General features: G+C 70.0%; 11 protein-coding genes. 9 read left to right on the top strand and 2 right to left on the bottom strand.

Features of this window, described 5'->3' with window-relative positions:
- The first annotated feature begins 24 nt into the window (after window positions 1-24).
- From AC27VN_RS04670 to AC27VN_RS04660, 3 genes are all read left to right on the top strand, one after another.
- Window positions 25-861, top strand: a complete 837-nt coding sequence (locus AC27VN_RS04670) for a helix-turn-helix transcriptional regulator (RefSeq protein WP_398497519.1) — start codon at window positions 25-27, stop codon at window positions 859-861.
- Between the two features lie 127 nt (window positions 862-988).
- Entirely contained in the window at window positions 989-2,059 is a 1,071-nt protein-coding gene (locus tag AC27VN_RS04665; RefSeq protein WP_490875808.1) for an aromatic ring-hydroxylating dioxygenase subunit alpha, read from the top strand.
- Window positions 2,060-2,106: 47 nt separating this feature from the next.
- The gene (locus AC27VN_RS04660) at window positions 2,107-3,078 is read left to right on the top strand and encodes a tripartite tricarboxylate transporter substrate-binding protein (protein WP_490875799.1); all 972 of its coding nucleotides are present in this window, start codon (window positions 2,107-2,109) and stop codon (window positions 3,076-3,078) included.
- Between the two features lie 9 nt (window positions 3,079-3,087).
- On the opposite strand, the gene AC27VN_RS04655 is transcribed toward AC27VN_RS04660, so the two are convergent.
- Entirely contained in the window at window positions 3,088-3,630 is a 543-nt protein-coding gene (locus AC27VN_RS04655; protein ID WP_490875798.1) for a zinc metalloprotease, read from the bottom strand.
- A complete protein-coding gene (locus AC27VN_RS04650) occupies window positions 3,627-4,697 on the bottom strand; it encodes an AraC family transcriptional regulator (RefSeq protein WP_490875797.1) in 1,071 nt (356 codons plus the stop codon). The genes AC27VN_RS04655 and AC27VN_RS04650 overlap by 4 nt, the downstream gene beginning before the upstream one ends.
- Before the next feature lie 141 nt (window positions 4,698-4,838).
- Here AC27VN_RS04650 and AC27VN_RS04645 point away from each other — a divergent pair, with 141 nt between their 5' ends.
- From AC27VN_RS04645 to AC27VN_RS04620, 6 genes are all read left to right on the top strand, one after another.
- Window positions 4,839-6,011 (top strand): isovaleryl-CoA dehydrogenase, encoded by a 1,173-nt coding sequence (locus AC27VN_RS04645; protein ID WP_057590699.1) that lies wholly within the window; start codon window positions 4,839-4,841, stop codon window positions 6,009-6,011.
- 60 nt (window positions 6,012-6,071) lie between these two features.
- The gene (locus AC27VN_RS04640) at window positions 6,072-7,745 is read left to right on the top strand and encodes an AMP-binding protein (protein ID WP_490875796.1); all 1,674 of its coding nucleotides are present in this window, start codon (window positions 6,072-6,074) and stop codon (window positions 7,743-7,745) included.
- Between the two features lie 41 nt (window positions 7,746-7,786).
- Window positions 7,787-9,394: a carboxyl transferase domain-containing protein gene (locus AC27VN_RS04635; RefSeq protein WP_057590701.1), complete on the top strand. Its 1,608-nt coding sequence runs from the start codon at window positions 7,787-7,789 to the stop codon at window positions 9,392-9,394.
- A 13-nt stretch (window positions 9,395-9,407) separates the two neighbouring features.
- On the top strand, window positions 9,408-10,208 hold the full coding sequence (locus AC27VN_RS04630; RefSeq protein WP_490875795.1) for an enoyl-CoA hydratase/isomerase family protein: 801 nt from the start codon (window positions 9,408-9,410) through the stop codon (window positions 10,206-10,208).
- A gap of 16 nt (window positions 10,209-10,224) precedes the next feature.
- The gene (locus AC27VN_RS04625; RefSeq protein WP_490875794.1) at window positions 10,225-10,896 is read left to right on the top strand and encodes a DUF4126 domain-containing protein; all 672 of its coding nucleotides are present in this window, start codon (window positions 10,225-10,227) and stop codon (window positions 10,894-10,896) included.
- Window positions 10,889-12,262, top strand: a 1,374-nt coding sequence (locus tag AC27VN_RS04620; RefSeq protein WP_490875793.1) for an acetyl-CoA carboxylase biotin carboxylase subunit, incomplete at its 3' end; no start/stop codon positions are given. The genes AC27VN_RS04625 and AC27VN_RS04620, both read left to right, overlap by 8 nt.

The following is a 12,262-nucleotide window of genomic DNA, read 5'->3' as shown; positions in this document are numbered from 1 at the left end:
GCCGCCGGCCGCCACAATTCCGGCATGCAGCCGACGCCGCCGCAATCCACCTGGCAGGTCTCCGATGCCGCCCTCGGCCGGCCGTCGTCGGCCGTGCTCGACCTGCGCGCGGTCTCGCTGCTGCTCGATGCGCCGCGCGACGCGGCGCCGGCGCGCGCGATGCTGCATTTCCTCAATGCGCTGCTGCCGGTGGAGTTCATCTCGCTGGTGTCGCATGGCGACGAGGCACCGGCGCAGATCGAGGGGCACTCGTTCCACGCGGCCACGCCCAATGTCACGCGCGACTGCTTCGCGCAGTACCGGCGCCACTTCTACCGCTTCGACGACGCCACGCGCATCGCGCGGCAGATGCGCGTGCAGACCCGCGAGTCGGCCGCGATGACGGTGCTCCACATGCGCTCGCCCGACATCCCCGATGCCGGCTGGCGCCAGCAGATCTACGAGCGCGAGCATCTCTCGGAGCGGCTGGCGCTGCTCTACATGCCGGCGCCGCGCACGGCGTTCTCGATCAACCTCTACCGCAGCGAGGCCATGGGCCGCTTCGCGCCGCAGGAGATCGAGCGCGTGCTCGCGGTGTCGCCGCTGCTGCGGCAGGTGCACCGCAACCTGGTGGGCGCGGGCGGGGTCGGGCCCGACATGGACACCCGCATCGCGCTGGCCCGCGCGCGCATCGCGGCGCTGGCAATCGCGCTGAGCGCGCGCGAGCTCGATGTGGCGGCGCGCATCGCCTGCGGGCTCACGGCCGACGGCATCGCGGCCGACCTCGACATCGCGCCCTCGAGCGTGGTCACGCTGCGCAAGCGCGCCTACCTCAAGCTCGGCATCCACGACCGCGCCGCGCTGGTGCGGCTCGCGGCCTGACCCTCCCTCGCTGATCGAAGTCCTTGCCGTCCCCTTCGCGGGGGACGCGCCGCCCGGCCGTTCGCCCCACGATCGCGGCAGCGGCGGGCACACGATCCCGCCGCACACGATGGAGACGAGAACGCGCATGTTCATCCGCAACTGCTGGTACGTGGTCGCCTGGGACCACGAGATTCCCGCCGAGGGCCTGTTCAACCGCACGGTGATCGGCGAGCCGCTGCTGCTCTACCGCACCGCGCAGGGCGAGGTGGTGGCGCTCGAGGATCGCTGCTGCCATCGCCACGCGCCGCTGTCCAAGGGCCGGCGCGAGGGCGACTGCGTGCGCTGCGGCTACCACGGGCTCAAGTTCGATGCGCGCGGCCTCTGCGTCGAGGTGCCGGGCATGGCGACGGTGCCGCCGCGCGCACGGGTGCGCAGCTACCCGGTGGCGGTGCGCAACCGCTGGGTGTTCGTGTGGATGGGCGAGGCCGAGCGCGCCGACACGGCGCTGCTGCCCGACAACTTCTCGTGCGACCACCCCGAGTGGCGCCACATCCCGGGCTACCTGCACTACGACACGCCCTACCTGCTGATCTGCGACAACCTGCTGGACTTCTCGCACCTGAGCTACGTGCACGAGAAGACGCTCGGCGGCTCGACCGCGATCGCGCAGGCGCGACCCGAGATCGAGAAGATCGAGCGCGGCCTGCGCGTGACGCGCCGGGTGGAGAACGTGCCGCCGCCCGCGCACTGGGCCGGCGCGCGGCCCTTCGCGCCCGATGCGCGCTTCGACCGCTGGTTCGTCTACGACTTCGTGCTGCCGGGCACGCTGCTGATGCAGTCGGGTGGGCGCCCCGTGGAGGACGCCGAGGGCGACATGCGCCATGCCGTCGAGCTGCACAGCTGCCAGACCCTGACGCCCGAGACCGAGACCAGCACCCACTACTTCTTCCAGCAGGCGCACCGGCCCTCGCTCGGCGGCGAGCAGCTCACGCGCACGCTCTACGACAGCCTGATCGTGGCCTTCAACGAGGACCGCGACATGATCACCGCGCAGGCCCGCAACATCGAGCACGCGCCCTTGCTGCCGATGCTGCCGCTGGCCATGGATTCGGCGCTGGTGCAGTTCCGCCGGCTGGTGGCGCAGGCGCTCGAGGACGAGCGGCGGAACGAGGTGCCGCCGCCGCGCGCGCAGCCCGAGCGCGCCGCGAGCTGCTGAAACGCTGCGCACCGGAACCCACAAGAACCCACGAGGAGACAAGACCCATGTTCAAGCTGCTTTCGATCGCCTGCGCCGCGCTGGCCTTCGCCGTTCCCGCCGCCGCCCAGGAGGCCTACCCGTCGCGGCCGATCCGCATCGTCGTGCCCTATCCGGCCGGCGGCGCCACCGACTACGTGGCGCGCACCGTCGGCGAGCGCCTGTCGAAGGCGCTGGGCCAGCCGGTGGTGGTCGACAACAAGGCGGGCGCAGCCGGTGCCATCGGCGCCGCCGAGGTGGCGCGCGCCAAGGCCGACGGCTACACGCTGCTGATGACGATCACCGACTCGCAGATCAACAACACCGCGCTCTACCGCACGCTGGCCTACGACCCGCGCAAGGACTTCGCGCCGATCACGCAGATCGTGCGCAGCCCGGCGCTGATCTCGACCCATCCGGGCTCGGGCCTGCGCAGCCTCGCCGACCTCAAGGCCAAGGCCGGGCCCGGTGGCGCGAAGCTCAGCTATGCCTCGTGGGGCATCGGCGGCCTGGGCCACCTGGCCGGCGAGAGCCTCAACCGCAGCCTGGGCGGCGGCATGGTGCACGTGCCGCAGCGCGGCGAGGGGCTGGTGGTCACCGACCTGCTGTCGGGCACGGTCGACATCGGGCTGTCGTCGGTGGCGAGCGCGATGCAGCACGTGCCGGGCGGCAAGATCGTGCCGCTGGCCGTGCTCGGGCGGCAGCGTTCGAGCACCTTGCCGCAGGTGCCGACGATGCACGAGCTGGGCTTCGACGACCCGCTGTACGACAGCAACGTCTGGATCGGCCTGCTGGCGCCCGCGGCCACGCCGAAGCCCATCGTGGAGCGGCTCGCGAAGGAGGTGCGCGAGGTGGTGGGCGCGCCCGAGGTCGGCCAGCAGTTCGTGGCCCGCGGCTTCGAGATCATGAACAGCACGCCCGAGCAGTTCGCCAGCGCCTACCGCGCCGAGTTCGACGTCATCACGCGGCGCATGCGCGAACTGAGCATCGAGGCGCAGTGAGCGCCGGGTTCAGCGCTTGCCGGAGCGGCGCGCGGCAAGCGCCTTGTGGCGCCGCTCGGCCAGCGCGATCGGGATCAGCGCCCAGGCCTTGGCGCCGTCGAGCGGCGCCACCGGCACCAGGTTGAGCAGCGCGAACACGAGATTGAAGTAGCCGAGGAAGGCGACCACCGGCCCGAGCCCGCGCACGCTCGCCAGCGGCGTGGTGGCGGCCAGCGCGATCAGCGGCAGCGCCACCATCATCTGTGCCGCGACGCCGCCCCAGGCCACGATGGCCTCGTCCTTGTGGCTGTAGGGCTCCTCGTAGTCGCACACGCCGTGGATCACGCCGAGGTAGATCGCGAACGGCCGGTAGCCCATGCGGCGGGCGAAGCCCGCGTGGCCGGCCTCGTGCAGGAAGATGATGCCGAAGTAGGAGACGATGGTGATGACCGCGAGCAGCGGCGTGCGGATGCACAAAAGGAACAGGCCGGCCCCGACCAGGAGGGCGGACCAGTGGATGTAGACCCGGGCGCCGAAGACCCGGAGCTTGCGAATCCGCGCGTAACCGTTCATGGAGGGAGGTCTCGGGTGCGTGACGTCCCGGGCGCTGGCGTGGCGGCCTGCTGGCGGAAGTCCCTGGGTGCGAGTCCCGTCCATTGTAGAAAAGCGCGCGAGAAGCTCTTCTCGTTGCGAAAGCCCGCCGCCAGCGCGACCTGCTTGATCGGCCGGTGGGTGCGCCGCAGCAGGTCGACCGCGAGCTCGTGCCGCACCTCGTTCTTGAGCGCCTGCAGCGAGCTGCCTTCCTCCTGCAGCTGGCGGTGCAGCGTGCGGCTCGACACGTTGAGCAGCGTGGCCAGCGCCTCGGCGGTGGTGGTCTCGGCGGCGCGCGAGCGCAGCAGCTCGCGCACGCGCTGGCCCAGCAGCCGGTCGCGCCGGTACTGCAGGATCGTGAGCGGCAGCGCGCGCTTGAGCATGGTGCGCAGCGCGCGCTCGTCGCGCTGCAGCGGCAGCGCGAGGTAGCGCTCGTCGAAGGCGATGCTCGCGCGCGCGGCGTCGAAGCGCACCTCGGGCGTGAACATCGCCGCGTAGGCGTCGCGGTGCGCCGGCGCGGGAAAGGGAAAGCCGGCCTGCCGCAGTGAGATGCGTGAATCGATGGCCCAGCACATGTAGCCGTGCATGAAGCGCAGGCTGGTCACGAGGCAGAACTCGCGGAAGGCCGGATCGAGCGGGCGGTTCTCGCCGATGCGCAGCGTGGCCACGCCGCCCGCCACCTCGAGCGCGAGGCCGATGTCCTCGGTCAGCAGCCGGTGGTGGCGGCACCAGCGCTTGATCGCCACGCCGAGGTCGGGCGAGGTCAGCGAGGCGCGGCACAGCATGCCGTAGCTGCCCCAGGGCAGGCGGCGCGAGAACCAGCCCAGTGCCTCGTCGTCGAGCTCCTGCATCGCGTGGCCCGACAGCGCCTCGAACTGCGCCGCCGTCACGCGCGCGCCGGGCCGCGCGAGCTCGCGCGGCGTGATCTGTGCCACCTTCAGCGCCTCGGACGGGTCCTGGCCGTAGCGCTCGTAGCCCTTGACGATGGCTCGCACGAAGGCCATCGGCGTGACCGCGCGGGCGGGGCGGAGGAAGGAGGGGGAGGACATGGCGAGGCGGAGCCGGCGTGGCGCAAATTGCAACCATTGTGGCGCCAATTGCGGCGCGACGAGGCGTAAGCTGGCGCCTTTCCAGCGCGTCGTGGCGCGGGCAGCCCCACGCGCCGGCCCCCTTCAGAGGAGACAACACCCATGCACGATCCCGGCCTGAACTTCGACCTGGGCGAAACCATCGACTCGCTGCGCAGCGCGATCCAGGACTTCGCCGCGAATGAAATCGCACCCCGCGCCGCCGACATCGACCGCGAGAACCTGTTCCCGCACGACCTCTGGAAGAAGCTCGGCGACCTCGGCCTGCACGGCATGACCGTGAAGGAGGAGTACGGCGGTACCGAGCTCGGCTACCTGGCCCACATCGTGGCGATGGAAGAGGTGTCGCGCGCCTCGGCCTCGGTCGGCCTGTCGTACGGCGCGCACTCGAACCTGTGCGTGAACCAGATCCACCGCAACGGCAGCGAGGCGCAGAAGAAGAAGTACCTGCCCAAGCTGGTGAGCGGCGAGCACGTGGGCGCGCTGGCCATGAGCGAGCCCAATGCCGGCTCCGACGTGGTCAGCATGAAGCTCAAGGCCGAGAAGAAGGACGGCTACTACGTGCTCAACGGCGGCAAGATGTGGATCACCAACGGCGGCGACGCCGACACGCTGGTGATCTACGGCAAGACCGAGCCCGAGATGGGCGCGCGCGGCATGACCGCCTTCATCGTCGAGAAGGGCTTCAAGGGCTTCTCGGCCGGCACCAAGCTCGACAAGCTCGGCATGCGCGGCTCCAACACCTTCCCGCTGTTCTTCGACAACTGCGAGGTGCCCGAGGAGAACGTGCTCGGCGGCGAGGGCCAGGGCGCGAAGGTGCTGATGAGCGGCCTCGACTACGAGCGCGCCGTGCTCTCGGGCGGCCCGCTGGGGATCATGGCCGCCTGCATGGATGCGGTGCTGCCCTTCATCCACGAGCGCAAGCAGTTCGGCCAGAGCATCGGCGAGTTCCAGCTCATGCAGGGCAAGATCGCCGACATGTACTCGACCTGGCAGGCCACGCGCGCCTACGTCTACGCCGTGGGCAAGGCCTGCGACCGCAACGACCATGCGCGCACCTTCCGCAAGGACGCGGCCGGCGCGATCCTCTACTCGGCCGAGAAGGCGACCTGGATGGCCGGCGAGGCGATCCAGGCGCTCGGCGGCGTGGGCTACACCAAGGAATTCCCGGTCGAACGGCTGTGGCGCGACGCCAAGCTCTACGAGATCGGCGCGGGCACCAGCGAGATCCGGCGCATGCTGATCGGGCGCGAGCTGTTCGCAGAGACCGCTTAGTTCGGTTTTTCTCCCTCCCCCAGAGGAGAAGAGGCAAGGCAAGGAGACAAGGACATCAACATGACTGCAGCACTGACCGAGAGCTACGGCAAGGGCGCCACTGACGTCCCCCTCATCGAACAGACCATCGGCGACTTCTTCGACGACATGGTCGAGCGGCAATCCGATCGCGAGGCGCTCGTGAGCCGCCACGAAGGCCTGCGCTTCAGCTACCGCGAACTGCAGGCCGAGTCGGACCGGCTCGCCAGCGCGCTGCTGAAGCTGGGGCTCGCGCCGGGCGACCGCGTGGGCATCTGGTCGCACAACAACGCGCCATGGGTGCTGATGCAGATCGCCACCGCCAAGGTCGGCCTGATCCTCGTCAACATCAATCCCGCCTACCGCACCGCCGAGCTCGAGTACGCGCTCAACAAGGTCGGCTGCAAGGCACTGGTGACGATGGCGCAGTTCAAGACCAGCGACTACCTCGGCATGCTGCAGGAGCTCGGCCCGAAGCGGCTGCCGCAGCTGGCCCACACCTTCTGGATCGACAAGGCCGGCGAGGGCGCCGAGGTGCCCGGCATGCGGCGCTTCTCGGCGCTGCTGGCCAGCGGCGACGCGGCCGACCCGAAGGTCGCCGCGGTGCAGAAGACGCTCAAGGCCACCGACCCGATCAACATCCAGTTCACCAGCGGCACCACGGGCTTTCCCAAGGGCGCGACGCTGACGCACCGCAACATCCTCAACAACGGCTTCTTCATCGGCGAGTGCATGAAGCTCGGGCCGGACGACCGGCTGTGCATCCCGGTGCCGCTCTACCACTGCTTCGGCATGGTGCTCGGCAACCTGGCCTGCCTCACGCACGGCTCGGCCATCGTCTATCCGAACGACGGCTTCGATCCGCTGACCGTGCTCGAGACGGTGCAGGCCGAGAAGTGCACCGGCCTGCATGGCGTGCCCACGATGTTCATCGCCGAGCTCGACCATCCGCGCTTCAAGGAGTTCGACCTCTCGACCCTGCGCACCGGCATCATGGCCGGCTCGCCGTGTCCGATCGAGGTGATGAAGCGCGTGGTCAGCGAGATGCACCTCGAGCAGATCACCATCGCCTACGGCATGACCGAGACCAGCCCGGTGAGCTGCCAGAGCAGCACCGACACGCCGCTCGACCGCCGCGTGTCGACCGTGGGCACGGTGCAGCCGCACCTCGAGGTGAAGATCGTCGACCCCGAGACCGGCAGGACCATGCCGCCGGGCCAGTCGGGCGAGCTCTGCACGCGCGGCTATTCGGTGATGCACGGCTACTGGGACGACGAGCCCAAGACGCGCGAGGCCATCGATGCCGAGCACTGGATGCACACCGGCGACCTCGCGACCATGGACGCCGAGGGCTACGTCAACATCGTGGGCCGCATCAAGGACATGGTGATCCGGGGCGGCGAGAACATCTACCCGCGCGAGATCGAGGAGTTCCTCTACCGCCATCCCAAGGTGCAGGACGTGCAGGTGGTGGGCCTGCCCGACCGCAAGTACGGCGAGGAGCTCTGCGCCTGGATCATCGCCAAGCCCGGCCAGAGCGTCACCGAGGAAGAGGTGCGCGAGTTCTGCAAGGGCCAGATCGCGCACTACAAGGTGCCGAAGTACATCCGCTTCGTGCCGGCCTTCCCGATGACCGTGACCGGCAAGATCCAGAAGTTCAAGATCCGCGACGAGATGAAGGCCGAGCTCGGCCTCGACGAAGCGCGCACCGCCTGAACACGGGGGCCGCGCGCCCCGTTCCCGACATTGACTGCACCATGACCCAACTCGAAACCAAACTCAACGCCCGCTCGGCCGACTTCCAGGCCAATGCCGCCGCCATGCGCGCGCTGGTCGACGACCTGCAGTCGCAGTTCGCCGCGGTTGCGCAAGGCGGCGGCGAGGCCGCGCGCGCCAAGCACACGGCGCGCGGCAAGCTGCTGCCGCGCGAGCGCGTGGCCGAGCTGCTCGATCCGGGCACGCCCTTCCTCGAGCTGTCGCCGCTGGCCGCGCACGGCATGTACAAGGGCGACGCGCCCGGCGCCGGCATCATCGCGGGCATCGGCCGGGTCAACGGCGTCGACTGCATGGTGGTGTGCAACGACGCCACCGTGAAGGGCGGCACCTACTACCCGATGACGGTGAAGAAGCACCTGCGCGCGCAGGAGATCGCCGAGCAGAACCGGCTGCCGTGCATCTACCTGGTCGACTCGGGCGGCGCCAACCTGCCGAACCAGGACGAGGTGTTCCCCGACCGCGAGCACTTCGGCCGCATCTTCTACAACCAGGCCAACATGAGCGCCCAGGGCATCGGCCAGATCGCCGTGGTCATGGGCTCGTGCACCGCGGGCGGTGCCTACGTGCCGGCGATGAGCGACGAATCGATCATCGTGAAGAACCAGGGCACCATCTTCCTGGGCGGCCCGCCGCTGGTGAAGGCGGCCACCGGCGAGGTGGTGACGGCCGAAGACCTGGGCGGCGGCGACGTGCACACGCGGCTGTCGGGCGTGGCCGACCACCTGGCACAGAACGACCTGCATGCGCTGGCGCTCGCGCGCTCGGCGGTGGCCAACCTCAACGCGAAGGCGGCCGAGGGCCCGGCGAAGGCCGCGGTGCGCGAGCCCGCGTTCCCGCGCGAGGAGCTCTACGGCGTGATCCCCACCGACACGCGCAAGCCCTTCGACGTGCGCGAGATCATCGCGCGCGTGGTCGACGGCAGCGAGTTCCACGAGTTCAAGGCCCGCTTCGGCGCTACCCTGGTCTGCGGCTTCGCCGAGATCGAGGGCATGCCGGTGGGCATCGTCGCCAACAACGGCATCCTGTTCTCCGAATCGGCGCAGAAGGGCGCGCACTTCATCGAGCTGTGCTGCCAGCGCAAGACGCCGCTGGTGTTCCTGCAGAACATCACGGGCTTCATGGTGGGCCGCAAGTACGAGAACGAGGGCATCGCGCGCCACGGCGCCAAGATGGTGACGGCCGTGGCCACCGCCAACGTGCCGAAGTTCACCATCATCATCGGCGGCAGCTTCGGCGCCGGCAACTACGGCATGTGCGGCCGGGCCTACAGCCCGCGCTTCCTCTGGATGTGGCCCAACGCGCGCATCAGCGTGATGGGCGGCGAGCAGGCCGCGAGCGTGCTCGCGACCGTGCGGCGCGACGGCATCGAGGCCAAGGGCGGCCAGTGGAGCGCCGACGAGGAAGAGGCCTTCAAGGCGCCGATCCGCCAGCAGTACGAGGACCAGGGCCATCCCTACTACGCCACCGCGCGGCTGTGGGACGACGGCATCATCGATCCGGCCGACACGCGCCGCGTGCTCGCGCTGGGCCTGGCGGCCGCGCGCAACGCGCCGATCCCCGAGCCGAAGTTCGGCATCTTCCGCATGTGAGGAGGAACGCGGCATGAGCGACTTCACCAAGCTGAGCCTCGCGATCGACGGCGCCGTGGCGCGCATCTGGCTCGACCAGCCCGAGGCCCGCAACGCCTTCGACGACGTGGTCATCGCCGAGCTGACGCGCGCCTTCACCGAGGCCGGCGCGGCGGCGCAGGTCAAGGCCATCGTGCTGGGCGCCAACGGCCCGGCCTTCTGCGCCGGCGCCAACCTCAACTGGATGCGCCGCATGGCCGACTACAGCCGCGACGAGAACATCGCCGACGCCGGCAAGCTCGCCGCCATGCTGCGCACCATCGCCGAGTGCCCGAAGCCGACCATCGCGCGCGTGCAGGGCGATGTCTACGCGGGCGGCATGGGACTGGTCGCAGCCTGCGACATGGCCGTGAGCGTGGACAGCGCCTGGTACTGCCTCAGCGAGGTCAGGATCGGCCTGGTGCCCGCCACCATCAGCCCCTACGTGCTGCGCGCCATGGGCACGCGCGCCTCGCAGCGCTACTTCCTCACGGCCGAGCGCTTCGGCGCCGCCGAGGCGCACCGCATCGGCTTCGTGCACGAGGTGGTGGCGGCGGATGCGCTCGATGCCAAGGTCGACGAGCTGCTGAAGGCGCTGACCGGCGCGAGCCCGGCCGCCGTGCGCGCCTGCAAGCAGCTGGTGGCCGACGTGGCGGGCCGCGAGATCGACGATGCGCTGATCGCGAAGACGGTCGAGGGCATCGCCGACATCCGCGCCAGCGAGGAGGGCCGCGAGGGTGTGCAGGCCTTCCTGCAGAAGCGCAAGCCGTCCTGGCTCGCGGGCGCGTCGTCCTGACCGGCTCCTTCATCCCATGACCGCGCTCGACATGCCCCAGCTGCTCGCCCTGGCCGCCGCCATCGGCTGGGCCAGCGGCGTGCGGCTGTACCTGGTGGTGCTGCTCACGGGCCTGGTCGGCTACCTCGGCTGGGTGCCGCTGCCGGGTGGGCTGCAGCTGCTCGCGCATCCGGTGGTGATCGCGGCCAGTGGCTTCATGGTGTTCGTCGAGTTCTTCGCCGACAAGATCCCGGGCCTCGATTCGCTCTGGGACGTGGTCCACACCGCGATCCGCATTCCCGCGGGCGCGGCGCTCGCGGCCAGCGTGTTCGGCGTCGACCATGGCGCGATGGCGCTGGTGGCGGCGCTGCTCGGCGGCGGCTTCGCGGCCACCGCGCATGCGGCCAAGGCCACCACGCGCGCGGCCATCAACACCTCGCCCGAGCCGTTCTCGAACGTGGGCGCCTCGCTGGTCGAGGACACCATGGTGCCCGCGGGCCTGTGGCTGGCCGTGGCGCATCCCTTCGTCTTCCTCGTGCTGTTCGTGCTCGTGCTGGCCGCGAGCGTGTGGCTGATCCGCAAGAGCTGGCGCTTCCTCAAGGCGCTGTTCTCCCGCGTCGCCCGCATCTTCAGCGGCCGGCCCGATCCGGGCGTCGTGCCCGCGTTTCAACCGAAAAAGAATCCTCCGGGAGACTCGTCCAATGTTTAAGAAGATCCTGATTGCGAACCGTGGCGAGATCGCCTGCCGCGTCGCCGCCACCGCGCGCCGCATGGCGATCCGCACGGTCGCCGTGTACTCCGATGCCGACGCGCATGCCAACCACGTGCGCGCCTGCGACGAGTCGGTGCACCTGGGCGGCAGCGCGCCGAAGGACAGCTACCTGCGCTGGGAGAAGATCCTCGAGGCCGCCAAGGCCACGGGCGCCGAGGCGGTGCACCCGGGCTACGGCTTCCTCAGCGAGAACGAGGAGTTCGCGCAGGCCTGCGCCGATGCCGGCCTGGTCTTCATCGGCCCGCCGCCTTCGGCGATCAAGGCCATGGGCCTGAAGGCCGAGTCGAAGCAACTGATGGAGAAGGCCGGCGTGCCGCTGGTGCCCGGCTACCACGGCCACGACCAGGACCCGGCGCTGCTGCAGCGCGAGGCCGACCGCATCGGCTACCCGGTGCTGATCAAGGCCAGCGCGGGCGGCGGCGGCAAGGGCATGCGCGCGGTCGACAAGGCGGCCGATTTCGAGGCCGCGCTGGCCTCGTGCAAGCGCGAGGCCATCAACAGCTTCGGCGACGACGCGGTGCTGATCGAGAAGTACGTGCAGCGCCCGCGCCACATCGAGATCCAGGTCTTCGGCGACAGCCACGGCAATTACGTCTACCTGTTCGAGCGCGACTGCTCGGTGCAGCGGCGCCACCAGAAGGTGCTCGAGGAAGCGCCCGCGCCCGGCATGACCGAGGCGATGCGCCAGCAGATGGGCGAGGCCGCGGTGGCCGCGGCGCGTGCCGTGAACTACGTGGGCGCCGGTACGGTGGAGTTCATCGTGGAGCAGCGCGACGGCGGAGAAATGAATTTCTTCTTCATGGAGATGAACACCCGCTTGCAGGTGGAGCATCCCGTGACGGAAGCCATCACCGGCCTCGACCTCGTCGAATGGCAATTGCGCGTCGCCGCGGGCGGCACGCTGCCCGCGCAGCAGTCCGAGCTGCGGATCCACGGCCATGCGATCGAGGCGCGCATCTGCGCCGAGAACCCCGACAACAACTTCCTGCCCGCCACCGGCACCCTGCGCATCTACCGCAAGCCGCAGGCCACGGCCTTCCAGCGCAGCCGCGTGCGCATCGACGACGGCGTGCGCGAGGGCGGCGAGATCTCGCCGTTCTACGACTCGATGATCGCCAAGCTGATCGTGCATGGCGCCACGCGCGACGAGGCGCTCGCGCGGCTCGACGCGGCACTGGCGCAGACCCACATCGTGGGCGTGGCGACCAACGTGCAGTTCCTGCGCGGCGTGCTGGCCACCGAGTCGTTCTCGAAGGCCAACCTCGACACCGCGCTCATCGAGCGCGAGCGCGCCGTGCTGTTC

The sequence above is a fragment of the Variovorax sp. 20P10.2.4 genome (assembly GCF_058244205.1).
This window is presented reverse-complemented; position numbering and strand designations above follow the sequence as displayed.

What these genes read in the sequence shown, in the direction of transcription:
- AC27VN_RS04630 (WP_490875795.1), top strand. Translation starts at nt 9,408, where the DNA reads ATGAGCGACTTCACCAAGCTGAGCCTCGCGATCGACGGCGCCGTGGCG.
- AC27VN_RS04635 (WP_057590701.1), top strand. Translation starts at nt 7,787, where the DNA reads ATGACCCAACTCGAAACCAAACTCAACGCCCGCTCGGCCGACTTCCAG.
- AC27VN_RS04625 (WP_490875794.1), top strand. Translation starts at nt 10,225, where the DNA reads ATGACCGCGCTCGACATGCCCCAGCTGCTCGCCCTGGCCGCCGCCATC.
- AC27VN_RS04670 (WP_398497519.1), top strand. Translation starts at nt 25, where the DNA reads ATGCAGCCGACGCCGCCGCAATCCACCTGGCAGGTCTCCGATGCCGCC.
- AC27VN_RS04640 (WP_490875796.1), top strand. Translation starts at nt 6,072, where the DNA reads ATGACTGCAGCACTGACCGAGAGCTACGGCAAGGGCGCCACTGACGTC.
- AC27VN_RS04645 (WP_057590699.1), top strand. Translation starts at nt 4,839, where the DNA reads ATGCACGATCCCGGCCTGAACTTCGACCTGGGCGAAACCATCGACTCG.
- AC27VN_RS04650 (WP_490875797.1), bottom strand. Translation starts at nt 4,697, where the DNA reads ATGTCCTCCCCCTCCTTCCTCCGCCCCGCCCGCGCGGTCACGCCGATG.
- AC27VN_RS04665 (WP_490875808.1), top strand. Translation starts at nt 989, where the DNA reads ATGTTCATCCGCAACTGCTGGTACGTGGTCGCCTGGGACCACGAGATT.
- AC27VN_RS04655 (WP_490875798.1), bottom strand. Translation starts at nt 3,630, where the DNA reads ATGAACGGTTACGCGCGGATTCGCAAGCTCCGGGTCTTCGGCGCCCGG.
- AC27VN_RS04660 (WP_490875799.1), top strand. Translation starts at nt 2,107, where the DNA reads ATGTTCAAGCTGCTTTCGATCGCCTGCGCCGCGCTGGCCTTCGCCGTT.